General features: G+C 68.6%; 17 protein-coding genes. 11 read left to right on the plus strand and 6 right to left on the minus strand.

The window, feature by feature from the left end:
• Positions 1–44 precede the first annotated feature (44 nt).
• The 3 genes from FL344_RS39075 to FL344_RS14625 are packed head-to-tail and all read left to right on the plus strand — an operon-like array spanning position 45 to position 3,227.
• Positions 45–266 (plus strand): heavy metal-binding domain-containing protein, encoded by a 222-nt coding sequence (locus FL344_RS39075; protein ID WP_141618961.1) that lies wholly within the window; start codon positions 45–47, stop codon positions 264–266.
• Positions 263–1,771 carry a TolC family protein gene (locus tag FL344_RS14620; RefSeq protein ID WP_141618962.1) on the plus strand — a complete coding sequence of 503 codons (1,509 nt, stop codon included), beginning with the start codon at positions 263–265 and terminating at the stop codon, positions 1,769–1,771. Before FL344_RS39075 ends, FL344_RS14620 begins: the two co-directional genes overlap by 4 nt.
• On the plus strand, positions 1,752–3,227 hold the full coding sequence (locus FL344_RS14625; RefSeq protein ID WP_141618963.1) for a multicopper oxidase family protein: 1,476 nt from the start codon (positions 1,752–1,754) through the stop codon (positions 3,225–3,227). The genes FL344_RS14620 and FL344_RS14625 overlap by 20 nt, the downstream gene beginning before the upstream one ends.
• A 42-nt stretch (positions 3,228–3,269) precedes the next feature.
• Here FL344_RS14625 and FL344_RS14630 read toward each other — a convergent pair whose 3' ends face one another.
• Together FL344_RS14630 and FL344_RS14635 are read right to left on the minus strand one after the other, a co-directional pair.
• A complete protein-coding gene (locus FL344_RS14630) occupies positions 3,270–3,686 on the minus strand; it encodes a hypothetical protein (RefSeq protein ID WP_141618964.1) in 417 nt (138 codons plus the stop codon).
• 110 nt (positions 3,687–3,796) lie between these two features.
• Positions 3,797–4,333: an AAA family ATPase gene (locus FL344_RS14635; protein WP_141618965.1), complete on the minus strand. Its 537-nt coding sequence runs from the start codon at positions 4,331–4,333 to the stop codon at positions 3,797–3,799.
• Between the two features lie 783 nt (positions 4,334–5,116).
• Between FL344_RS14635 and FL344_RS14640 the strand changes: the two genes are divergently transcribed.
• The 3 genes from FL344_RS14640 to FL344_RS14650 all read left to right on the plus strand — a co-directional run bounded on the left by FL344_RS14640 (position 5,117) and on the right by FL344_RS14650 (position 8,956).
• Positions 5,117–6,730 (plus strand): M28 family metallopeptidase, encoded by a 1,614-nt coding sequence (locus tag FL344_RS14640; RefSeq protein ID WP_194863112.1) that lies wholly within the window; start codon positions 5,117–5,119, stop codon positions 6,728–6,730.
• Between the two features lie 135 nt (positions 6,731–6,865).
• Positions 6,866–7,699 carry a hypothetical protein gene (locus FL344_RS14645; RefSeq protein WP_228565054.1) on the plus strand — a complete coding sequence of 278 codons (834 nt, stop codon included), beginning with the start codon at positions 6,866–6,868 and terminating at the stop codon, positions 7,697–7,699.
• 516 nt (positions 7,700–8,215) lie between these two features.
• On the plus strand, positions 8,216–8,956 hold the full coding sequence (locus FL344_RS14650) for a molybdopterin-binding protein (RefSeq protein ID WP_141589488.1): 741 nt from the start codon (positions 8,216–8,218) through the stop codon (positions 8,954–8,956).
• Between the two features lie 25 nt (positions 8,957–8,981).
• Here FL344_RS14650 and FL344_RS14655 read toward each other — a convergent pair whose 3' ends face one another.
• The 3 genes from FL344_RS14655 to FL344_RS14665 all read right to left on the minus strand — a co-directional run bounded on the left by FL344_RS14655 (position 8,982) and on the right by FL344_RS14665 (position 17,020).
• The gene (locus tag FL344_RS14655) at positions 8,982–14,060 is read right to left on the minus strand and encodes a tetratricopeptide repeat protein (protein WP_141589487.1); all 5,079 of its coding nucleotides are present in this window, start codon (positions 14,058–14,060) and stop codon (positions 8,982–8,984) included.
• Positions 14,061–14,224: 164 nt separating this feature from the next.
• Complete coding sequence (locus FL344_RS14660) at positions 14,225–14,800, minus strand: GNAT family N-acetyltransferase (protein ID WP_141618967.1); 576 nt, start codon at positions 14,798–14,800, stop codon at positions 14,225–14,227.
• A 75-nt stretch (positions 14,801–14,875) separates the two neighbouring features.
• On the minus strand, positions 14,876–17,020 hold the full coding sequence (locus FL344_RS14665) for a M13 family metallopeptidase (RefSeq protein ID WP_141618968.1): 2,145 nt from the start codon (positions 17,018–17,020) through the stop codon (positions 14,876–14,878).
• Positions 17,021–17,265: 245 nt separating this feature from the next.
• Between FL344_RS14665 and FL344_RS14670 the strand changes: the two genes are divergently transcribed.
• The 4 genes from FL344_RS14670 (at position 17,266) to FL344_RS14685 (ending at position 21,022) form a co-directional block, all read left to right on the plus strand.
• Positions 17,266–17,871 (plus strand): DUF4136 domain-containing protein, encoded by a 606-nt coding sequence (locus tag FL344_RS14670; protein WP_090491373.1) that lies wholly within the window; start codon positions 17,266–17,268, stop codon positions 17,869–17,871.
• Positions 17,872–17,973: 102 nt separating this feature from the next.
• Positions 17,974–18,966 (plus strand): aromatic ring-hydroxylating dioxygenase subunit alpha, encoded by a 993-nt coding sequence (locus FL344_RS14675; RefSeq protein WP_141618969.1) that lies wholly within the window; start codon positions 17,974–17,976, stop codon positions 18,964–18,966.
• A 17-nt stretch (positions 18,967–18,983) separates the two neighbouring features.
• A complete protein-coding gene (locus tag FL344_RS14680; protein ID WP_141618970.1) occupies positions 18,984–19,634 on the plus strand; it encodes a TetR/AcrR family transcriptional regulator in 651 nt (216 codons plus the stop codon).
• A 173-nt stretch (positions 19,635–19,807) separates the two neighbouring features.
• Positions 19,808–21,022 (plus strand): MFS transporter, encoded by a 1,215-nt coding sequence (locus FL344_RS14685; RefSeq protein WP_141618971.1) that lies wholly within the window; start codon positions 19,808–19,810, stop codon positions 21,020–21,022.
• A gap of 12 nt (positions 21,023–21,034) precedes the next feature.
• On the opposite strand, the gene FL344_RS14690 is transcribed toward FL344_RS14685, so the two are convergent.
• On the minus strand, positions 21,035–22,393 hold the full coding sequence (locus FL344_RS14690) for a hypothetical protein (RefSeq protein WP_228565055.1): 1,359 nt from the start codon (positions 22,391–22,393) through the stop codon (positions 21,035–21,037).
• Between the two features lie 354 nt (positions 22,394–22,747).
• Between FL344_RS14690 and opgC the strand changes: the two genes are divergently transcribed.
• A complete protein-coding gene (gene opgC / locus FL344_RS14695; RefSeq protein WP_228565056.1) occupies positions 22,748–23,860 on the plus strand; it encodes an OpgC domain-containing protein in 1,113 nt (370 codons plus the stop codon).
• The last annotated feature ends 38 nt before the right edge of the window (positions 23,861–23,898 follow it).

Consider the following 23,898-nt stretch of genomic DNA (forward strand, 5'->3'; position numbering starts at 1 on the left):
CCTCCACTCCGGAAGTGCCTGCGCCTGACATGTCGCAAGGAGAGATGGGGCACTCCCATCGCGGTGCATCCTCGGATGGAGGCGTTGTCGTCTACACGTGCCCAATGCACCCTGAGGTGCAGTCCAGCAAGCCAGGAAGGTGCCCGAAGTGCGGTATGGAGCTGGTTCCGGAGAAGCCTGGAGACACGAAGGCAGGGGACGCAGGAGCGCCCGGCGCTGCACCGGCCGACCATGACCACGCCCCCGGGCACGGAGGGCATCCGTGAGGCGGTCTTTGCTCGTGGGCGCGGCACTGCTCGCAGGAGGTTGCGCGTCCATCCAGAAGGAGCGAGGCCACGCGGAGGTGGCGGCGCTCGTCGAGGAGCGGCTGGGCCGCAAGACGCGCTGGAACCAGGGCACTCCAGAGGACGCCGAGGTCGCGCGCCATCTCGACGCGCTCCTGAAGGAGCACCTCACCTCGGACCATTCGGTGGAGGTGGCCCTGCTCAACAATCCGGCGCTCCAGGCCACCTACGAGGACCTGGGCGTCTCGCAGGCCGACATGGTTCAGGCCGGGCTGCTCTCCAACCCGACTTTGGACGGGAGCATCGGCTTTCCCATTTCCGGGCGTGGCGCGTCAGAGCACGAGGTCTCGCTGGTGCAGAACTTCGTGGATCTCTTCACGCTGCCCCTGCGCAAGCGCGTCGCCCGGGAGCAGTTCATGGCGGACACGCTACGGGTGGCGCACGAAGCGCTGGCCACAGCGGCCAAGGTGCGCAAGGCCTTCAGCGAGGTGCAGGCCCTCCAACAGCTCATGGAGCTGCGCCGCATGGCGCTTCAGGCGGCTGTGGCGGCGGCGGACCTCTCCGCCGGGCTGCGCGCAGCGGGCAACATCACCGAGCTGGAGCTTGCGAGTGAACAGGCCGCCGCCGAGGGAGCCCGGCTCGAGCTGGCGGAGAGTGAGCTCGCCTTGGTGGAGGCCCGAGAGCACCTCAACCGCCTCATGGGGCTGTGGGGGCCACGTACGCAATGGACTCTCTCCGAGAAGCTCCCGCCGTTGCCTGACCAGGAGGTCTCGCTGGCGCACCTGGAGTCGCTCGCCATCCGTCAACGGCTGGACATCGACGCGGCCCGAAAGCAGGTCATGCTGCTCTGGAATGCGCTGGAGCTCGCGCGGAGTACTCGCTTCTTCGGGCGCGTGGACGTGGGCGTTCACGAGCACCGGGACGCGGACGGCCCCAGGCTCTTTGGCCCGACCCTGTCTCTGGAGTTGCCCATTTTCGACCAGCGCCAGGCCCTCATCGCCCGGCTGGAAGCGCAGCACTGCCAGGGTGAGCGGCGGCTGATGGAGCTGTCCGTCAACACCCGCTCGGAAGTGCGCGCGGCCCGCGCCCGGCTGCTGGCGCTTCGCCTGGTGGCCGACCGTTACCGGCGAGTGGTGTTACCCCTGCGCGAGAAGGTCGTCGAGCAGTCGCAGCTCCAGTACAACGCCATGCAGATAGGTCTCTTTCAACTGCTCTCCGCCAAGCGCGAGCAGGTGGAGGCGTATCAGGGCTACATCGAGGCCGTCCGCGACTACTGGATGGCGCGGGCTGACCTCGAGCAACTCGTGGGTGGCCGGCTGCGGGAGGGCAGCGTGGAGCCCACGCCATCGCCCTCGCAGCCCTCCCAACACGTACCACCCGGGCCGCCCGGCCCACCCGCGCAGCCAGCACAACCCGGGACGCCCTCCGGGCACGGACAGGACGTCACCCATGGCACGGAGAGCCCCCATGAGCACCCGCACGACTGAAGCCGAGCGCGCACCGGGCCGTGAGGATGACGCCCCTGGAAACGCTCCGGCGATTGAAGCCGAGGGAACGCTGACGCGGCGGAGCATGCTTGTCACGGCGGGAGCCACGCTCACGGGAGGCTCGCTGCTGCTGAGTGGCTCCGCGGCCCGCGCCCAGTCATGCGTCCCAGGAGCTTGCGGGCCTCGCGAGGGCTCCGCGGCTGCCCCCGGCCAGCGGTATGCGCGGCAGGACTGGCTGCGCCCCGGAATGCCCGACCGGGACTACCGGCCCGTGGTGGTACCCAATGGCTCCAAGCTGCCGTGGAAGGTCGTGGACACCGTGAAGGTCTTCCACCTGGTGGCCGAGGAGGTGGAGCATGAGTTTGCCCCGGGACTGAAGGCCTTCTGCTGGGGCTACAACGGTCGAGTCCACGGGCCCACCATCGAAGCGGTGGAGGGGGATCGGGTGCGCATCTACGTCACGAACCGGCTCCCCGCGGCCACCACTGTCCACTGGCACGGACTCCTGCTCCCCAGCGGTATGGATGGCGTGGGCGGCCTCAGCCAGAAGTCCATCGCGCCGGGCGAGACGTTTCGGTACGAGTTCACCCTGCGCCAGGCGAGTACGAACATGTACCACTCGCACCATGACGAGATGACGCAGATTGGTCTCGGGATGACGGGCATGTTTATCATCCACCCGCGCCGACCCGTGGGGCCCCGCGTCGACAGGGACTTCGTCATCCTCCTGCATGAATGGCGCATCGATGCCGGCACGGAGCGGCCCAATCCGAATGAGATGACGGACTTCAACGTGCTCACCATGAACGCGAAGGCGTTCCCGGGCACGGAACCGCTGGTGGTGCGCCAGGGCGAGCGGGTGCGCATCCGGCTGGGCAACCTGAGCCCGCAGAACCATCACCCCATCCACCTGCACGGCTTCCACTTCCGTATCACCGAGACGGATGGCGGGCGCGTCCCCGAGTCAGCGCAGCAGCCGGAGGGAACGGTGCTCGTCCCCGTGGGCAGCACACGCGTCATCGAGTTCGTGGCGGACGTGCCCGGGGACTGGGCCATGCACTGTCACATGACGCACCACATGATGAATCAGATGGGCCATGAGTTCCCCAACATGATTGGCGTGAAGCCGGGGAGCCTGGACGCGAGGGTCCGCACGCTGCTACCGGGCTACATGACGATGGGCCAGACGGGGATGGCGGAGATGGGCGAGATGGGGATGCCCGTTCCGCCCAACTCCATTCCCATGCTGGGGGCCCAGGGCAAGCACGATTACATCACGGCGGGAGGCATGTTCACCGTGCTCAAGGTTCGCGAACGGTTGGAGAGCTACGCGGACCCTGGCTGGTACGACAACCCGCCCGGCACGCTGGCGGTGGCGGCCACCTCGGACGAGCTGCGCCGGGACGGTATCGACGTGAATGCCCCGGCCCTGGTCGATCCTGGCGCACCGGCCTGACCCGAGCCCAACGCTCGAGACCTCCCGTGCGCCCGGGTGCGGCTAGAGCATCGCCTCGAGGTCCGACTGAAGTTCAGAGTCGCCATAAAGCTGGTCTGAGTAGCCGTAGAAGCTCTCGCGCACGAAGAGGGTTTGGTCTTTGATTTCAATGCTCTTCGTGCCCGGGTCGTCGGCACTCTTGGCGACATTCAGGAAGACAATCCTGTTGAACTTGGCTTTGACAGCCTCACGGCCCATGTCATCCTTGCAGATTTCCTTCATCACATTGACGACGAGGCCCGGGCCATATGACTCGTAGTAGCTGTCGTAGCAGTCGAGGATCGTCTTGTCCTCAGGGAAGCTCGCCGTGTCGATCTCAAACGGCAGTTCGAATCCAATCGCCGCGTTGAGTTCCGACTGAAATCGAGCGGAGTGTGAGTCTTTGATGGCGGCGATGCGCCGACGCTCGGCGAGTCCCATGGTGTCGTCCTTATCGTAGAAATGCCTGATTGTTACTCCGAGTATTCTCGGGGGGATATTGTGCGTCAACCTGTTTCTTGCCGCCCCCAGGTTGAGACAGCACGCGTGGCCTACTCGATATTCGAGCGCACGAATCGCACCCGCTCCAGGATCGATGCCTGGGGAAGGGGGAGCAGCTCGTAGCCAAGGCTCGTGTAGACCTCCACCATCGAACGATAGGTCGCCTTCGCTTCGTCGGAGGTCTGTTTGCGCTCGGCATCCTGCGCGAAGATTTCGGGCCAATGCGGCGCGATGAAGACACGTCGATTGTAGCGAAACAGCTCCGCAGCCTTCCAGAGATGTGGCGGCACTGGAAGACCACATACCCGAAGGTATCCGATGACGTCGGGAACGCCGCGATCCAGGATGACAGGACGGCGTCGCTCGCAGGCCTCCTTGTGGGTTCGCATCTCCCATCCAAGCATCAGCTCGGCGAAGGCCGCCCGATCAGCCCAAGGGAGGGCATGGCCGCCGATTGCGACCTGATGCTGAATGATGGCACGGCCCGCTTCGGGCATGTGCGCGAGTCCTTCCGCCGCCAGCGCCTCGATGAGACTGCTTTTTCCGGAACCGGGGCCGCCTGTGATGACATGAAGATGAACGGTCATGGTCTCCTTCGAATTGGCGGGTATGTACCGCACCGGATTGTCGAGACACCAGGTCGGTCGCAATCAGCCCGCTTGCTTCGGCAGGTGCGCTCCACTGCCGGGGAGGAAGCCACCGATGGGACGGCTCCTCCCCGGCGCAGTTTCGCTGTGGGGCTCGTCAGCGCGCAGCCGCGGCGCGACTCACGCTCTGGGTGGGCATTCGCGAGAGGGAGCCCAGCCACCGCTTGAACATCTTCTGGAGTGCGGACCGGGAGCCTTCGGAAACCAGCGATTGGACACCGAAGAGGATTTGATAGGCCCCCAGGTGCTGGTACCCGACTTCGTCCCAGCATTGGGCTTCGGTCGTGATGGGATTGGAGCCGTGGAAGCAAGGCCTTCTGACAGAGATTGAGGGGAAGGGTGGTGGATGACATAGGGGGCCTCTGCGGCGTTGTGGGACCTACTCAGGGATACTGAGTGGGATATGGGCCTCCCGGGCTTCGGCCCGCGTGCCCGCTCGCCGGAAGTGCAGGGGAGGTGCCAGCACCACAACCTGAGGGAATTTCTCACTCGCCCCTGTCCAGGAAGCCGGCTTCGCCTGAGAAATGACGTGTCAGCCCTCTGCTTTGATGTGTCTGTTCTCTCCGCGACTCCTATTGCTTCAGCGGCGAGTGGGATCGCCCGTGAGGAGTTGGCCGATGATGCGTCGTCTGGGAGTGCGCCTGCCGATGAATCTCCCGGGCCGAGGCAATCGCGACGCCCGCCAGGCGTAGTCGATGCAGGCCATTGCCATGGAGTGCTCCTATGTTCCGCCACCCGTTGCCATTGGTGCTGCTCGTCCTCCTTCCCGCGATGGCTTCCGCCACCGCGTCTCCAGAAGCCGAGCGCTGGTGGGGGCACGTTCGCGTGCTCGCGGACGACGCGCTGGAGGGGCGGGAGACGGGCAGCGAGGGCTATAGGAAGGCCGCGACCTACGTGGCGGAGCAGCTCTCCGCGATGGGAATCAAGCCGGGCGCGGGGGATGACTACGCTCAGGCGGTGGAGCTGGTCTCGCGGCGACTGGTGGATGCGAGCTCGCGGCTGGCCCTCGTGCGGGGGGGCCGGCGCATGCCGCTGGTCATCGGCCGCGATGCGATCATTGCCTCCTACCTGGGGGAATCGGGGCAGGTGGATGCACCGTTGGTGTTCGTGGGGCACGGCCTTTCGATTCCCGAGGCGGGACATGACGACTTCGCGGGGCTGGACCTCCAAGGGAAGGTGGTCGTCATCCTCTACGGCGGGCCCGACCACATCCCCGGTGCGCTCCGGGCCCACCACAGCTCGATCGAAGAGCGGATCAAGGTGCTCCGGAAGGCAGGCGTGGTGGGGGTCGTGGTGTTGTGGAATCCGAAGAGCGAGGAGCTGCCCTGGGCGCGCATCGCCACGTCGCGGTTCGAGCCGGCCATGTCCTTCGCCGACCCGTCACTGGTCGAGAATCAGGGCCTGAAGGTGGGTGTCATCTTCAACTCCCGCCACGCTGAGAAGCTCTTCGCTGGCGCGCGGCACTCCTTCAAGGAGGTGCTGGCGATGGCGGATGCGAACCGGCCGCTGCCACGCTTCGAGCTGCCCACCCGGCTCGAGGCGCGGGCCGAGTGGAAGGAATCTCCGGTGAAGTCCGCCAACGTCGTGGGCGTGCTGCCCGGCAGTGATGCCACGTTGGCGAAGGAATACGTCGTGCTCACCGCCCACCTGGACCACATCGGCGTCGGGGTGCCGGTGAAGGGCGACGCCATCTACAACGGCGCCATGGACAATGCGACGGGAGTGGCCGCGGTGCTGGAGATGGCACGGACCCTCCAGGCACTGAAGCCGAAGCGCTCCGTGCTCTTCCTGCTGGTGACGGGAGAGGAGAAGGGGCTCTTGGGGGCCCGATACTTCGCGGCGAGGCCGACGGTGCCCCTGTCCTCCATCGTCGCCAACTTCAACATGGACATGTTCCTTCCGTTGTTCCCACTCCGCCACCTCTTGGCCCTGGGGCAGGAGGAGTCCTCCCTGAAGGCGCCGCTCCAGCAGGTGGCCACGGCCCATGGGGTGACGCTGGTCCCGGACCCCGAGCCCAACCACATGCTGTTCATCCGCAGCGACCAGTACGCCTTCATCCGGAAGGGCGTGCCCGCCCTGTTCTTCAAGTTCGGCCATGCGCCGGGCTCTCCCGAAGAGCGCACGATGAAGGCCTGGCACACCCGGCACTACCACGCACCCTCCGATGGCCTGCGCCAGCCGATGGACCGGGAGGCAGCGGCGAAGTTCGTTCGGTTGCTTTCGGACCTCACCCTCACCGTGGCCAACACCCCCGAGCGCCCGCGTTGGAACGACAACAGCTTCTTCCGGAGGTTCGCTTCAACGCCGGTGGAGGAGGCTCGTCAACGGGTGCCATGACCGTGCGGAGGAGCACTGATGGTGCGACGACCACTCCCTGGTCGGCCCCCCTTCTGCAAAGAGAGGAGTCCGTGCAGACTCTGTGACGTGCTTTTCGCCGAGGCTCGGACGTCGATGCCCCCTGTTCCCAATCTCATGCGCAGACGCTCGGGCTCCGTCTTCGTCCTCGCCACCGCCGTGCTATTCACCGGAGCCGCGTCGGAGAGCGCCCAGGAGCAGGTGCTGGGTTCAGCGGGAAGCGACCCGCGCATCGAGGCCGTGGCGATGCCTTGCAAGAAGGGCCAGCGCGCGCTGCGCGTTCGTCGCGGCGACGCGAAGCGCACGGCGACACTGTCCGAGCCGTATGATGCGCTCACGTGCGACGTGGCGAAAGCCACGGCGCCTGGATGGAGTTGGACCGGCGGCGATGAGTCGACCTCCTGGGCCCTGCGTCTCCGGGCCGTGGACCTCCAGGGAGGGCCGACGGCGCTTCTCATCACCCACGCTGCCGGCTACGAACATGTGCACCGCCAGCATGCCCTGTTCCTCGCGGACGCGAAGGGCGTGACCCGGGCCTGGGAGGGGGCCGAGGGGCAGGGCCCCACCTCCTCCAGCGTGGAGGTCCAGGACGGCCGGCTCCTCTTCTCACGCACACTCGACATCGGCGTGGGAGACGTGGCGGACAACTGGGCCCTCTCCGAGCTGCGCTGGGACGTGGGACGGAAGAAGGTGGTGGAGCGGCCTGCCGAAGCCTGGGGCGTCATCCTCCGTACGGAGGACTCGGCGCCAGCGGCCCGCGCGGCCGAGGCGCAACTGGAAGCGGACTGCAAGGGCTCGACGCTGCTCATGGTGGACACCAACGACTTCGCGCGGCTCACCCGGGACAAGTGGGTGGTGGCCAGCTTCCTGCCGACACGCCAGGGCGCCGAGGCTGCGCTCAGGCGGCTGCGGCCGTGCGCACCGGACGCGTACCTCAAGCGCGTCCAGTGAGTGCCGTCGCACGCGGTGGAGGGGCTGCTATCGGGGTGGATTGACCGGGGCCGTGTTCGGCGGGAGTCCGACTTTCACCTCGGGGGTGTTTTCGACGCAATGAAGAGCCAGTCGTCTGATTTGTATTGGATGCGCATGCGAAGGGAAGGGGCCGAGTCCTTCGCGACGGCGAAGTATGCGTGAATCTCGCTTCTGGAGAAAAGATGACGAGCTGAGTCTTTGTGTTCAAAGAACGTGATGCCTCTTACGTCGTCGTCGCTTTTGCGAAGAGCCCGCACGGCAGCCGCTCGAAGCCGAAACGAAGCGAACTGGGGGGCTGTCCCCCTGCCTTGGATGTACTGCGATGGGGCGAGCGGCGGCACCTACTCCCATCGCAGTTCGAGTGATGCCTGTTTACCTGCCTACCTCAGTACGAGCGCCGAGTTGCGTAGATTCTCGGCTCCGCAAGCTTATGGCATGGCGCGCGTATAGACGCATCACCATCCCCGGTCGGATTCGACTAGAATCCCGCCCCTTATGGAGCGGACCGGCGCAGCGGCAGTCATCATCGGCAACGAGGTCTTGACGGCGAAGGTCCATGACCTGAACGGGCCGCACCTCATCAAGCGCCTGCGTGAGGTGGGCATCCCGCTGCACTCGGTGGAGACGGTCCTCGACGACGTGGACGCCATCGTGGACGCAGTGGCCCGGGCCCGGCGCAAGGCGCGGTACGTCTTCACCAGCGGCGGCATCGGCCCCACCCATGACGACGTCACCGTGCGCGCGGTGGCCCTGGCCATGGGACGGAACGTGGTTCGGCTGCCGGAGATGCTGGACCTCATCATGTCCCGTGCCACCGAGGAGCGGCCGGTGACGGCGGAAGGACTGCGGCTCGCCGATGCCCCAGAGGGCGCCGTGCTGCTGCCCCAGGCAGACATGTGGTTCCCCGTGCTCACGGTGGATGACATCTTCCTGCTGCCCGGTGTGCCGCAGTTGTTCCGGATGCAGTTGGAGACGGTGCTCGCGCGGCTGAGCGGGTCGCCCGTGGCCGTGAGCTGCCTCTACCTCCGGCTGGGGGAAAGCGACATCGCCGCCGTGCTGGACCGGGTGGCGCTCGACATGCCGCACGTGGCCATCGGCTCCTACCCGGAGTTCGACACGGACAAGGACTACCGGGTGAAGGTGACGGTGGAGTCCGCCCAGCGCGGGCCCGTGGATGACGCCCTGACGCGCATCCTCACCGGCCTGCCGGAAGGCGCGGTGGTGCGGCGGGAGTAGGGCTCCCGCCGCGTTCCGAAAGCGCCTACAGCCCCAGTCCCAGCCGCTGGCGCAGCCGGAAGAAGTCGTCCGTGAAGGTCCACGCCAGAATCGTGCGCAGGCGCTCACCTTCGCGCACGGCCTGGATCATGGGCTCGGGCGTATCCAGCCGGGCACCCGCGAAGTTCGGATCCTCGCGCAGCACCATGCCCAGGCCCACCGCCACATCGCCGCACATCAGCAGGCCCGCGCGGTCCGCCGAGTAGTCGAGGGCCTCCAGCCAGGGCGCCAGGTCCACCTTCTGTGCGTCGCCCAGCGACATCGCCGGCAGCTCCAGCGCCTTGAGCGCCTTGCGCGGGAAGGCCCGCTTGAGCTGCTTCACCGACTCGTCGTTGCGCCGGCCCAGCGCGCTGAACTGCGGCGCGTGCAGGCGGACGGCGCTGCCGAAGAGGTCCGCCGTCTCGCCCTGGGACAGCTTCTCCAGCACCGCGGTCTTGTTGAGCAGCCCCAGCGCCGCGCGGCCCAGGAGGAACTTCTGCTCGCGCGCGTTGAAGCGCCGCACCACGTCCTGGCCAATGCACACCGACATGGGCTCCGTGGTCTCCAGCACCGTCAGCCCGCGCCGCGCCTGGTAGGCCTCGAAGGTCTCCACGCCGAACACCTGCGCCACGGCGCGGATGGCCTTGTACACGGCCGAGTCCGGCTTGAGCCGGTCCGCCTTCGGATTGACGCCCACGATTTCGAAGTTGGGCGGGTACACCTTCTCCAGGTGCTCGCCCATCGCGCGCAGCACCTCGAGCAGCGGGCCCCGGGCCCCCGGGTGCATCAGCACCGAGTCCACATCCGTCTGCGTCAGCGCCTCGCGTGCCTCCTGCGCCAGCCGCGTGCGGGCCTCCATGTAGAAGGCCAGCTCCACCTCGTTGGCGGAGCGCAGGAAGTGCAGCGCCGCCGCCGCGCAGAACGCCTTGTCGAGCTGCTTCAGGCCCTCCCAGAGCTTGAACAGCGCGTGCAGGCTGTCCACCCGCGTCGGGTCCTGCCGGAGAATCTGCCGGTGCTCCTCGATGGCCATCGGCACCGATGACGAGTCCCGCGCGTACAGCTCCGCGAGCACCGCGCGGGCCTGGAGGTTCGTGCCATCACCGTCCACCACCTGCCGGTACAGCGCGGTGGCGCGAGCAGGCTCGGACAGCGGGCCCGCGTACAGGTCCGCGGCCCGCATCCGCAGCGTCGCGGCGCGCTTGGGCTCCACGGCCAGCTGGCCCGCGGCCTGGGCCTCCAGCAACTGCGCCAGCTCCGGCAGGTTCCGAGCGCGCTCGTAGAGGACCACCAACCGGTCCACCAGGGCGGGGTTGCCCGGGGACAGCTCCAGCGCGCGGCGGTAGAGCGGGGTGGCCGCGCCCGCGTCGCCCAGCCCTTCGTCATACGTGCGCGCCAGCTCCAGCGTGAAGCGGGCCCGCGGCTCCGGCGGCAGCTCCTGCTGGAGCAGCTTGTGCAGGCAGTCCACCGCGCCCGCCCAGTTGCGCGCCTGCGTGTGGAGTCCGGCCAGGCGCTCCAGCGCCTCCAGGTGACGGGGCAGGGTGGCCAGCACCGTCTGGTAGTGCGCCGCGGCCCGGCTCGGGTCATTGAGGTGCGACGCGTACAGGTTTCCCAGCGTCATGTGGAACTGCGCCAGGACGCGCGGGTCGCCGCCGAGCTGCACGCGCTGGCTCAGCATGGCCGCGGCCTCGGGGTACTGCTGCGCCTCCAGCAAGAGCGCGCCACGCAGCTCCAGCGCCTCCGGGTGCCCCGGCTGCGCGGACAGGGCCTTCTCCAGCAGGGCCAGCGCCCGCGCGCGGTCATTCAGCGCGGTGTGGTGCAGCCGCGCCGCGCTGACGAACGCCGTGGCCGCCGCCAGTCCGTCCCGTTGCGCGAGCTTCGCTTCGGCGCGCCGCTCCTGCAGGGCCGCCAGGTCCGCAGAGCCACCGCGCTGCGCCAGCAGTTCCTCCAAGCCCGCCTGAGCGCCCGCGTGCAGCGGATCCATCTCCAGCGCCTGCCGGTACAGCGCCGTGGCGCCGTCCGCGTCATTCAGCCGGCCCACGGCCAGCTTCGCCGCGCCGATGAGCGCCTCGATGGCGCCGCGCGGATCGCGCGACACCCGGGCCTCGGCCTCCAGGGCGGCGCGGGCTCCCGCGAAGTCGCCCCGCTTCAAGGCCACGCGGCGAGCTCCCTGCATCGCGGGCAGGCACTGCGGCTGGAGCTCCAGGGCCTGCCGGTACAGCGCCGCAGCCCGCTCCAAGTCGTTGAAGCGCGTGTCCGCCAGCTCGGCGGTGCGCAGCAGCATCTCCAGGGCCTCGTCGGCGTCCTGCGCGGATGCCAGCCGCATGGTGTACAGGCGCGCCAGCCCCGCGGCGTCACCCGCCTGCCGCAGGCCGCGCTCCAGCACGAAGGCCAGCCGCGCATCGCCGGGGTCGGCCTCGAATGCGCGCTTGTAGGCCTCCAGCGTGCCCTCGGCGGGGCTCTTGTCCAGGTCCACCGCGGCGGACAGCCGCAGGGCCATGGCCAGCCGCGGGTCATTCACCCGGTCGGCGATGCGCTGGCGCAGCTCGGCGCGGCGCGGCCGGTCCGAGGCGCGGATGCGCTCCAGCAGCGTGAGGGCGGTGAGGTTGCCGGCGTCCAGCGCCAGCACGGCCTCGCAGCACTGCGCCGCGCGGGAGGGCTCCTGGAAGCGGTCCAGGTACAGCCGCGCCAGCTTCAGGTACGCCGTCACCTTCGCCGCGGGCGTGCTGCCCACCTGCGTCTCGCGGTCCAGGATGCCGACCAGCTCCTTCACGTTGTCCTGCGCCAGGTACAGCCGCTCCAGCGCGCGAAGCGTGGCTGCATGGGCCGGCGTCAGGCGCAGCACCTCTTGATACGTGTCGATGGCCAGCTCGGGCCGAAGCAGCTGCTCCTCCCAGATGGCCGCCGCCTGGTAGAGGGCGTTGGCGCGCTCCAGCGGGTCGGTGCGGTTGGCGGCTTCGGCGCGCAGCACCTCCACCAGACTCTCCCACGCGGCCTGCGCGCGGTAGATGCGGGCCAGCGCGCGCAGCGCCGGGAAGTAGCTGGGCGCCAGCATCAGCGCCTCGTTGTACGAAGCGATGGCCTCGTTGTCCTGGTTCAGCCGCTGCTCGTACAGCTCGCCAATCTTGTAGATGAGCGCGGCGGCCTGCTCGGTGGAGGCGGAGCTCTCCGACTCCGCCCGGTACATGTCCACCAGCTTCTCCCACCGGCCATCCTGCGCGTACAGCCGGCCCAGCGCCTTGAGCGCGGGGAGGTAGGACGGGGACAGCGCCAGCACGCGCTCATACGCGGAGATGGCGCCCGCGCGGTCCTTGAGGTTCTCGTCGAGAATCTCCGCGTTGCGGTGCAGCAGCGACAGCACCTGCTTGGTGTCACCCGCGAGCGACGCCTCCAGGTCGTGCGTCTCCAACAGCTCGCGGAAGCGGCTGGCCCGCTCGTAGAGCCGCGCGAGGTTGCGGATGGTGGGCAGGTGGTCCGACGCAAGGTCGAGGATGCGCTTCATGCACTCGATGGCGTGGTCCAGGTCACCCAGGCGGTCCTCGTACACCACCGCCATCTTGTTCAACGTGGTGATGAGCTGATCCCGGTCGCTCGTCTGGAGCAGGTCCTGCTCGTACATCGCCACCAGCTCGGCGAAGCGGCCCTGGCGCTCGTAGAGGCGCGTGAGGGCCTTCTGCGCGGGGAGGTAGCCCGGCTGCAACTGGAGGCAGGCGTTGTAGCGGGAGATGGCGTCCTCCTGCCGTCCCAGCCGCTCCTCCAGGATTTCGGCCGCCTTGTACATGCGCGCGGCCTTCTGCTTCGCATCCTCGGCGGCGGCGACCTCCGCGTCGAAGACGGCGACCAGCCGCTCCCAGTCCTGCATGCGGTAGTACAGCTTGCCCAGGCCCGCCAGCGCGGCCGCGTGGCCGGGAATGCGGGCGACAATGGCCTGATACCGCGCCGCCGCGTCCGACTCGCGCTTGAGGACCTCCTCGTACAGCGCCGCCAGCCGGAGGTTGGTGGCCACCAGCTCGCTCTCGTCGTTGAGCGAGCCCACGCGCGCCAGCAGCACGTCCGACAGCTCCTCGAAGCGGCCTTGCGTCTCGTAGATGCCGGCCAGCTCGCTCAGCACCAGCGGCTCGTTGGGGGACACCTGCCGCGCGGCGAGCAGCGCGGCCAGCGCGTCGTCCTTGCGGTCGTTGCGCTCGTACACCTTGGCAATCTGCAGGTACGCGGGCGCCGCCTGCGCACCCAGCGCGGCCGCCTCCGCACCCAGCGCGGCGAGCAGCTCATCCACGCGGCCCTCGCGCTCGGCCAGCCGCTTCATGGCCGCCAGGAGCTGGAGGTCCGACCGGTCCAGCGCGAAGGCCTCGCGGAACAGGGCCGCGGCGCCTTCCTTCTGCTTCAGCCGCTCTTCCAGCAGCAGGCCCGCGGCGGTGAGGTAGTGCGCGCGCAGCGAAGGCTGCTGCACGGTGGCGGCGATCAGCCGGTACACCTCCACCAGCGCAAGTGCGTCGTTGCGCGCGGCGTAGACGGACTCGAGTTGGGTGAGGACGACGACGTCCGTGGGCCGGCGCTCCAGGCACTGCTTCAGGCACGCAGCGGACTCCTCGTCCCGCGACAGGCGCTCCTGGAGGATGATGCCCTTCTCGAAGAGCAGCGCGGCCTGATGGCGCGCGTCGTCGGTGGCCGCCAGCTCCGCGTCCATCAACTGGAGCACCATCTGCCAGTTGCCCACGTCCGCGAAGAGCCGGCGGGCGGCGCGGATGTTGACGAGGTAGCGCGGCGCCAGCTTGTACGCGTTCTGGAACGCCACCGCGGCGTTGCGTGGATTCTTGAGCGGCTCCTCCCAGAGCAGCCCCACCTCGTGGAAGAGCAGCGCCGCCGTGTGGGGCTCCGCGGTGCTGAGGGCCTTGGCCTCGCGCTCCAGGGATGCGATGCGCTCGCGCGCTTCATCTTCGGCGCGGGTGTTGGCGGCAGTCGAGGGAGCGGTGGTCGCGGCCTGGGCCTGCGTCTCCGTGACCGGAGCATTCGGGCTCGCGGGCGCGCCAGACACAGGCAGGGGGGCCACAGGAACAGTGGTCCTCGGGACGTCGTTGCGCTCGCTCATGGAAAGCCGGCTCCGAATGGCCAATACGGGGGAGGAGAGACTGGCCATCGCCGGTCGTAACATGCGCTTGGGCGGTCCCTCAACTTCCCGTCTTTCCTGACGATTTGGGTGCCAGCCACCCCAGGGGACAGACAGGCAAACCCTGCTTTGAAGCAATGCGGCGCCTACCTCCGCCGAGCGCGCCACTCGTCGCGGCTCTGCCCCCAGCGGTCGACGCGGATCGTGTCGAGCGGCGGTGGCAGGTGTGCCTCTCCCAGCACGCGCGACCCCAGCCTGAGCGCGACCTGCTGGGACGGGGTGTTCTCCGGCGCGATGCAGTGGATGACGTCGGTCCAGCCGAGGTTGTCGAAGGCCCAGTCCATGGTCGCCGCCGTCGCCTCCGTGGCGTAGCCCCGGCCCCAGTACTCGCGGAGCAGGCCCCAGCCAATCTCCGTTCCCGGCCAGCCCTCCGGCTGCCACGGGCCCGCTCGACCCACCCACGCGCCCGTGGACTTCTCCAGCACGGAGAACATCGCGAAGCCCTGGAGCGACCACGAGCCCGCCAGCACACACAGGTTGCGCCACGCCATCGTGCGCGGCTGGACCCCTCCGATGAAACGCGCCGACTCCGGGTCGGCTGACAGCGCCGCGAAGCCATCCAGGTCCTCGGTCCGGGGAGGCCGGAGGATGAGACGCTGTGTTTCAATCACGGGGCCATTGCTTGCCAGGTGAGACATTTCAGACGCCTTTGTGTTTGGCATTGAATTCGAACCGCCAGCCGGCCGCGAATGAATCCGACTGGCGGGAACGACCGCGTCATGCGGCTCCGCTGACGTCTACCAGATGCGGACGCGCTGCTCGGGAGTCAGGAACAGCGTCTGCCCGGGCTGGACATCGAACGCGCCATACCAGGCATCGAGGTTGCGCACGGTGGCGGTGCGGTACGGGCCCGGCGCGTGGCCGTCCGTCATGATGATGCGGCGCAGGTACGGCTCGCGGTACTTGGCGCGCCACACCTGACCGAAGCCGAGGAAGAAGCGCTGGTCACCGGTGTAGCCGTCGATGACAGGCGCGGGCTTGCCGCCCAGGGAGAGCTGGTAGGCGTCATAGGACACCGCCACCCCCGCCATGTCCGCGATGTTCTCACCCAGCGTCAGCTCGCCATTCACAGACAGGTCCGGCAGCGGGCGGTATTCGTTGTACTGGGCCGCCAGGGCCTTCCCCGCGGCCTGGAACTTCGCTTCGTCCTCCTTCGTCCACCAGTTCTCCAGCTTGCCGCGCGCGTCGAACTTGGCGCCCACGTCGTCGAAGCTGTGGACGATTTCGTGACCGATGACCGCACCGATGCCGCCGTAGTTGACGGCCGGGTCCGCGTTCGCGTCGAAGAAGGGCGGCTGCAGGATGGCGGCCGGGAAGATGATGGAGTTCTGCTGCGGTGAGTTCAGCGCGTTCACCAGCTGCGGGACCATGTACCACTCCTTCCGGTCCACGGGCTGGCCCAGCTTGGCGACGTTGCGCTGGTACTCGAAGCGGACGGCGCGCTCGGCGTTGCCGTAGGCGTCACCGGCCACGATGTCGAGCCCCGAGTAGTCACGCCACTTCTCCGGGTGACCGATGCTTGCCTGGAGCGTGCCCACCTTCTCCTTGGCGCGGGTCCGCGTCTCGGGCGACATCCACGTCAGCGCGTCGATGCGTTTCTCGAACGCGGTGATGATGTTGCGGACCATGGCCTCCGCTTCCGCCTTCACCTCCGGCGGGAAGTACTTCTCGACGTAGAGCTTGCCCACCGCCTCGCCCATGGAGAGGTTGGTGGCGTCCACGCCACGCTTCCAGCGCTCCTTCTGGGCGGGCGTTCCGCTCAGCGTCTTGCCGTTGAAAGCGAAGCTCTCGTCAACGAAGGCCTTGGGCAGGTACGGGGCCGCGCGGGCCACCGCGTGGAAGGCCAGGTAGTCCTTCCACGCCTGCAGGGGCTCGCTCTGGGCGAGCTTCGACAGGGCCGTCAGCGCGCTCGGCTGCCAGACGATGACCTGCTCCTGCGTGCCCAGGCCCGCGGCGTCGAAGAACTCCTTCCAGGCGAGGCCGGGCGCGCGCTTCCCGAACTCCGCGCGCGGCCAGGGGTTGTTCGCCTTGGAGATGTCCCGCGTGTCGACCTGCGACACGTGCGCCTGGGCCATCTTCCGCTCCAGGGCGAAGACGCGGCCCGCGCGGGTCTCCACGTCATCGAAGCCAGCCAGCTTCAGCATGGCCGCGATGTGCGCCTGGTAGCTCTTGCGCAGCTCCGTGAAGCGCGGGTTGTCGACCAGGTAGTAGTCCCGGTCGGGCAGCCACAGGCCGCCTTGCAGCAGGTAGGGGGCGTAACGCGACGGCTCGTTCAGGTCCTCGGCCACCCAGAGGCCGAAGAGACGGTCCGTGGTGACGTCGCCCATGTTGAGCGCGTCCACGTCCGCGCGGAGGGTGGCGCCCAGCACCGTGGCCAGTTGCTTGCGCTGTCCAATGGCGGCGATGCGCTCCAGCTCCGGCTTGAGCGGCGCCACGCCCTTGGCCTCGATGGCCGCCTCATCCATGAAGCTGGCGAAGATGTCGCCCACCTTCCGGGCTTCGCTGCCCTCGGGGGCCTGGCGCTGCGCCTCGATGAGCTCGCGGTTGCGCTGGTCCGCCTGCTCCGCCAGCGTGGTGAACATGTTGTAGCTGGAGCGGTCCGGCGGAATCTCTGTCCGCTTCACCCAGGTGCCGTTGGCGAAGCCGTAGAAGTCGTTGCCCGGCACGATGTCGCGGTCCATGCCCGGGGTGTCGAAGCCGAAGGTCCCATACGTGGGCTTCGGCTTGGACGCGGGCGCCTCGGCGGGCGCCGTGGCGACAGGCGCGGGCGGTTCTGCTTTCTCCGCGGAGGTGGAAGACGCGCAGGAGGTGAGCAGCGCAGTGGTGCACGCGGAGACCAGCACATGCCTGGCGCCGGGGAAACGTCGATGGGGATGTGTCAAGGATTGCTCCTGAAACAGGGGGCTGCGAGCCGAAGACCGGGGATATAGACGGTCTGGCGTGCGAAGGCGCGGACCGAACAACGGATTCGGCGGTTTCATCCCGAGCGGGCGGACCTTTCGCCCGGACCGGCTCCGCCACAGCCGCCGAACGGCCGGGCCGTACCCGAGGGGCGTGTGACGGACGCCTAGGTTTGCAGGGAGCCGGGGCCGCGATGTGTCCGCGCCCCGACATCCAGGAGGCTCCCATGCGGCTGTTGTTCCGAATCACCCCCGTGCTGTTGGGGCTGGCGCTGGCGGCCTGCTCGGGCATCCGCGTCAACACCAACTATGACCCCACGGCCGTCGAGCGCATCGAAGACTTCCGCCGGTACGCCTGGCTGCCGCAGCCCCAGGGCAAGGACGCCCGCGTCTACAACGACATCATCGACGTGCGCGTGCGCATGGCGGTGGACCAGGAGCTGAAGGCTCGTGGCTACCAGAGGGTGGACATGAGCGAGGACCCGGACTTTCTCGTGGGGTGGCAGGGCGCCATCGACACCAAGGTGTCTGTCGACACGGTGGACTCCTTCTATGGCTACCCCTGGGGCCCATATTGGAGCCCTTGGAGTTCCTTCTACGGACCTTACGGCTATCCGTACGGCATGGGGGGCCCGCGCACCTATGTCCGTGAATACGACGTGGGCACGCTCATCCTCGATGGCGTGGATGCCCGGGAGCAGCGGCTGGTCTGGCGCGGCACGGCCCAGGCGGAGCTCCACCGCAACCTGTCGCCCGATGCACTCCAGAAGAAGATCAACGACGCCGTGCACAAGCTGCTGTCGCGCTTCCCGCCCCGCCCGGAAGCGTCCTGAGCCGGCCGGGTAGCCACGCCCACGCGTTTTCGGTTGCGAGCCCCCATGTCGGTCGCCAGTATTAGACCAGTGGTCCAACCATCGGTCCAGGCGGGGTGTTCGATGAACGAGGCGACAGGCTCGAAGCACGCCGAGCAGTGGGCGGCGCATTGGTACGCGGTGGCGCGGTCACCGGCGCTTGGGACGGGGCGGCCCTTGGGAATCCAGCGCCTGGGGCGGCGGCTCGTGCTCTGGCGGGACGCCGCGGGCGAGGCCCACTGCGCGGATGCGGCCTGTCCCCACCGGGGCGCGGACCTCGGGCTCGGACGCGTGCAGCAGGGGGCGCTCGAATGCCCCTACCACGGCTTCCGTTACGGCGGTGGCGGCGCCTGTCTGGCCATGCCCTGTGAGGGCCGTGACGCGAAGCCCGCGCGAGGCCTCGCGCTGCGCATGCATCCGGTGCGAGAGGCGCATGGGTTCATCTGGGCATGGCTGGGGGGCAGGGCGCCCGCGTCCCTTCCCGCGCTGCCCTGGCTCGCGGACGCGCCGGAGCCTGATTCGAGCAGCGCCGCGGTGGAGGAGGTCTGGAACGCACGCTTCACCCGGGTCATGGAGGGGATGATGGACCTCCATCACTTTCCCTTCGCGCACCGGCGCTATGTCCCGCCGGGCTACACGCGGCTGGACCCCTATGAAGTCCACGTGGACGCGGGGGCCATTCGCACCGTCGGCTGGCTGCGCAAGGAGACACGTCCGCCTGGGACGGGGTTCCGTTTCGCCGTCGACGTGGGCTACCCGGGCGCCCTCCACCTGCGCTTCACGCCCCGGCTGGTCGCCGCCGTCGTCTGCACGCCCGTGGATACCGAGCACACGTGGATCGCGGCGCGCTTCCACCAGCAATACGTCCGGCTGCCAGGGCTCCGGTGGCTCGCTGCCCGGCTGGCGATTGCGTTCGAGTTCCGCTTCATCCAGCCGGACGACTACCGGATGGTCCGTTCCAGCCTGCCTCGCTCCGGTGCGCTGACCCACGGCACGCTCATCCGGGCGGACCGCGCCATCGTCGCGTGGCATCAACTGCATCGCGCGGCGCTCGGCGACACTCCTGGCGCGTCCTGATAAAAGCGCTGCGTCCAATGCCCCGTCCCCGCGCCAGCAGGCTCGACCCCGAGCGCAGACAGACACTCCTCGCCGTGGCCGCGGAGGAGTTCGCGGAGCACGGCTTCGATGGGGCCTCCTACAACCGCATCCTGGAGCGCGCGGGCTTCTCGAAGGGGGTCGCGTACTACTACTTCGAGGGCAAGGACGACCTTTATGCCGCCGTGCTGGCCCTCACGTTGGACACGCTGGCGCAGCGATTCGGGGCCTGGCAGCGGCCCGCGGACGCGGACGACTTCTGGCGCACCCTGCGTGAGCGGTACTTCGCGCTGACGACGCACATCGTGAACGACGAGCGCTCGGCCCGGCTTCTCCGGAGCATGTCGCAGGCGCGCACCCATCCGAAGCTCCAGGAGGCGTGGCTGCGCTTCGAAGGGCCGCTGGTGGCGTGGTTCCAGCGCGTCCTGGCGGACGGGCGCGCGCTGGGCGCGGTGCGTGGCGATGTGCCGGAGTCCCTGCTGCTGACGTCCCTCATGGGCATCGGACAGGCCACGGATGGGTGGCTGCTCGAACAGTGGGCGCACAGCGGAGTGCCGGCGCTCCAACGCGGGGCGGAGCAGGTGTTCTCCCTCTTCGAGGACCTGCTGGTCCCCAGGCCCGTGGGCCCGCCTCCCGCGAAGCGGCGCTGAGGCGGAAGCAGGCGCAGGCCCGGTTCGCGCAGGACCCCCGGCGTACAGGGGGGCCTGGGATGTAGGGGCTGCAACGGCTGAGTCTGGCCATTCGCCGGATGCGAAACCTGTTCCCCTGGCGGGCGGGGCCGTCAATCATCTGGCGCATGCCCCCGCCATCATGGACTTCTCCCGTGCCCCGGAACGTGCAGCGACGGGTACGGGCGCTCGTCTTCGTCACGGTGTTCCTGGACTTGGTGGGCTTCGGCCTCATCATCCCGTTGCTGCCGTTCTACGTGGAGTCCATGGGCGGGACGGCCACGACGGCGGGTGTGCTGCTGGCGTTGTTCTCCTTCGCGCAGCTCGTCGCCTCGCCGGTGCTGGGGCGGCTGTCGGACCGGGTGGGGCGCCGCCCCGTCATCCTGCTGAGCCTGCTGGGCAACGCGATCTCCATGGCCCTGTTCGCGTACTCCACCCATGTCCAATGGCTGCCGTGGTTGTTCGCGTCGCGGCTGCTCGCGGGAGCCACCGCGGGCAACCTGGCGGCGTGTCAGGCGGCGGTGGCGGACGTCACGGACGAGAGCGGGCGGGCCGCGGGCATGGGGCTCGTCGGCGCGGGTATTGGCCTGGGAATGGTGCTGGGGCCCGTCATTGGCAGCCTCCTCCATGTGCATGGCGCCTGGGCGCCACCGCTGGCGGGCGCGGTGATGGCGGCGGCGGCGATGCTCGGCGTGCTCTTCTTCTTTCCGGAGACACACCGCCCGCAGGCGGAGCGGCACGAGGCGCCAGACCGTCCCCGGGTGCGGCTGTCCGACGTCCTGGCCCGGCCTGGGCTGGGCGCGGTGCTGGCGTTGACGTTCCTGGTGTTCATCGGGGTGACGAACCTCCAGGTGTCACTGGGGCTGCTGGCCCAGGCGCGCTTCGGCTGGGGCGAACAGGAGATCGGGCGCCTCTTCGCGTTGATGGGCCTGGTCACCTTCGTGCTTCAGGCCTTCGTCATCGGCTGGCTGACGCGCCGGGTCCGGGACACGACATTGGTGCTGGTGGGCGCCGCGTGCATGGGGGCCGGGCTCACGTGCATCGCCGCCGCGGGCCACGGTGCCATGCTGGTGCTGGCCATGGTGCTGGTGGGCTCGGGGACGGGCCTGTTGCAGCCGCTGATGGCCAGCCTGGCCTCCGGGTTCGCGGGGCGCGAGCTGCGCGGCGGGGTGCTGGGCGTGGTGCAGTCGGCGGGCGGGCTCGCGCGCGTGGTGGGGCCGGTGTGGAGCGGCTTCCTCTACTCACGGCTGGGGCCTGGTGCGCCCTTCACCAGTGGGGCGGTGGCGGCGGGCGTCGCGCTGTTGGTGGGGGCTTCGCTCCTGCGGCGGCGCGTACCGGACGCGCCGCCGCAGTCGGGCTTGAAGGTCTGAGCGCGGGGCCGCTTACAGGCAGTACTGCGCGAACGTCGGGCTGCTGCACAGGCTCTGGAAGGCCGCCAGGTTGCAGGTGTCGGCGCCGGGACCGACGTTGCACGGATTGCCGTGCGGGCTGCCGTAGTCGCTGCAGGTGAACTCGACGCGTTCGCCGAACAGGTAGGTGACGGCCACGGTGTTGTTCGCGTATTGGCCGTTGACGACGCAGCGGTCCAGGTCGCCCGAGTGGTCCACGGTGTAGACGCCGTGGGACAGGAAGCCGGGGCACTCCACCGTGCAACTCGTCGGCGACTCCGGCGGGCGGAAGCCATACATGAAGGTGTTCGGCTGGCCGGTGGTCGCGCCGAACGTCCCCGCAGGTGCGCCGGTGGGGCTCAGCGGGTCTCCGGTGCCGTTCCAGTTTCCCTTGGCCAGCGAGTACGTGCTCGCGCCCACGGTCGACAGGGCATTGAGCGCGTCAGCCTGGTTGCCCGCGGCGCCGTAGAACGTCCGGAAGGAGCGGACCTGTCCGACGGCGAGCGAGCCCAGCCGGAAGTCGAGCTGCGCGCCCAGGTCACCAGGGCCCACGTTGGTGAAGTCACCCGTTCCGCCCATGAGCGAGTAGTTGATGGCCAGCGGGTCCAGCGACACGAAGTTGTTGTCGACGGCGCTCACCACCCAGGGGTTGCCCGCGGTGCCCGCGACGGTGACGTATTCGGAGAAGGTGTTGGGCAGGATGTCGTAGTCGATGCCGCGCGTGTAGCGCAGGTCGGAGATGAAGGCCGTGCCGATGTTCTCGATGAGGACATCCACCTGGTACAGATGGTTCGTCACCGGCGACGGCGTGTAGATGTGCGTCACCCGGAACGTGTTCCCCACGCGCACCACCGACATGGTGGAGATGGGCGATGGCGCGTTGATCTCCACCGTGAGGTTGGAGGACGCGCCGCAGTCCGCGGAGCTGTAGCCGGAGATGCCCAGGTCGGCGCTCGCAACGCCCCAGCCCTCACACGCGCTTCCGGGCGCGGCGGCCTCGCCGTTGGTGGGCAGGTAGCGCAAGCCAATCGTGCGGGTGCCGAAGGTGCCGCTGGAGACTGTGTTGGTGGGGCAGGGGAGGTTCAGGTGCCCCGCGGGCGCGACGCCGAGCCGGACGACGCCGTGGTCGATCATCCCGGGACAGTCAGGCAGGGGCGGAGGGAGGAAGTGGGGCTCGGACGCGAGGAGGCGCTCCGCGCGCAACAGGGCCTTCGCGTTCTGGGGATGGATCCGCGCCTTCGCGTCGGTGGGGGCACGCTCCTCCGCGCCGGAGGCCATCGCCTGGCCGCTCCAGGACAGGGCGCAGAGGAGTGCCGCGTGCAGAAAGCGCTGGGGATTCTTCGATGTGAGCATCCAGGTTCTCCTGTACCCGGCGAGACCGGGCAGTGAGAGGGCCATGACCGGCCCGCCGTGCAGCCGCGGGGCCTGATCTGGATGCGCTGCCACTGGCGGCGCATCCAGGTGGGCCCGAGGCGCTCGCAGCCTAGTCAGTTACGGAGCGTGTGTGTGCGCTGTGCTCGCTGTGACACAGACTGGGTGTGTGGTGACGTCGATGGGGCCGTGGGGATTGCTGGGAGGGTGGAACCCTACGTGTGGGCAATGGGACCGATCTGTCGGAATGGGTTATGGACAGTGTGGAATCCTCCATTGAGGGCATCCTCAACGGCCCACCTGACCCGAGAACCCTTCAAGCCGACCTTCGTCCACATGAATCGCAGACCCGAGCTCGACAGCCTGCGCGGAATCCTGCTCGTGTTGATGACGCTGACGCACCTGCCGACGCGACTGAACACGATCAGCAACCAGCCATTCGGATTCGTCTCCGCGGCCGAGGGCTTCGTCTTCCTGTCCGCGTTTCTGGTGGGCGTCGTGTACGCCAACAAGATTGAAGCGGCGGATCCGAACGTGCTGTGGCGCAGCCTCTGGCAGCGGGCGCTCAAGGTCTACGGCTACCACGTGGCGCTGCTGGCGTTCGCGTTCGCGGTCATCGGGACGTTGGGCATGGCGACGCACCGTCCCGCCATCCACAACCTGCTGGGCTTCTTCCACGAGGACCCCGTCACCGCGCTGTGGAGCAGCTTGTTCCTGCTCTACTGTCCACCGCTGCTCGACATCCTCCCGCTCTACGTCGTGCTGCTGTTGCTGACGCCCTTCATCCTGCTGGGCGCGCGCAAGGCGGGGTGGACGCGCATCCTGTGTCTGAGCGGGTTGGTGTGGTTGTCGGCGCAGCTGGGCTTGAAGCGCGCCCTCTACGATGTGCTGGTGTTCATCCCGGTGCTGCCGTGGCCACCGCTGCGCATCGAGCTGTCGGGCGCCTTCGACGTATTCGCCTGGCAGTTCCTGTGGGTGCTGGGCGTGTGGCTGGGTGTGGGCCGTGCCACGGCGCCGGAGAAGCGCGAGGTCGTTTCGCCCGTGCTGCTCAGCGGGGCGCTGGTGGTGAGCGTGGCATTGCTGCTGATGCGCTACCAGGTGGGCATCTTCAGCATCGACCTGGACCTGTATGGCGCCCTCATCGACAAGTGGACCCTGGCGCCCGTGCGGCTGGTGAACTTCCTGGCCGTGGCGTTGCTGGCGAGCTGGCTGAGTCCCAAGGTGTTCCGCTGGCTGCGCCCCCGCGTGCTGGAGGCGCTGGGCCGTGCGTCCCTGCCCGTGTTCTCCGTGCACCTGGTGCTGTGCCTGCTCAGCCTGGCGCTGCTCAATGAGAACGAGGACCCGCTGGCCGACTGGGAGGAGGTCGTCGTGCTGGTGGCCACGTTCACCGTGATGCTGCTGGTGGCGTGCAGGCAGGCGGCCACGCTGCGCAGCAGTCGGACCCCATAGGGCTTCTCTGAGAATTCTCTCAGGATGCCCTCAAACGG

The sequence above is a fragment of the Myxococcus sp. AB036A genome (assembly GCF_006547355.1).
GTDB classification, from domain to species: Bacteria; Myxococcota; Myxococcia; order Myxococcales; family Myxococcaceae; genus Myxococcus; species Myxococcus virescens.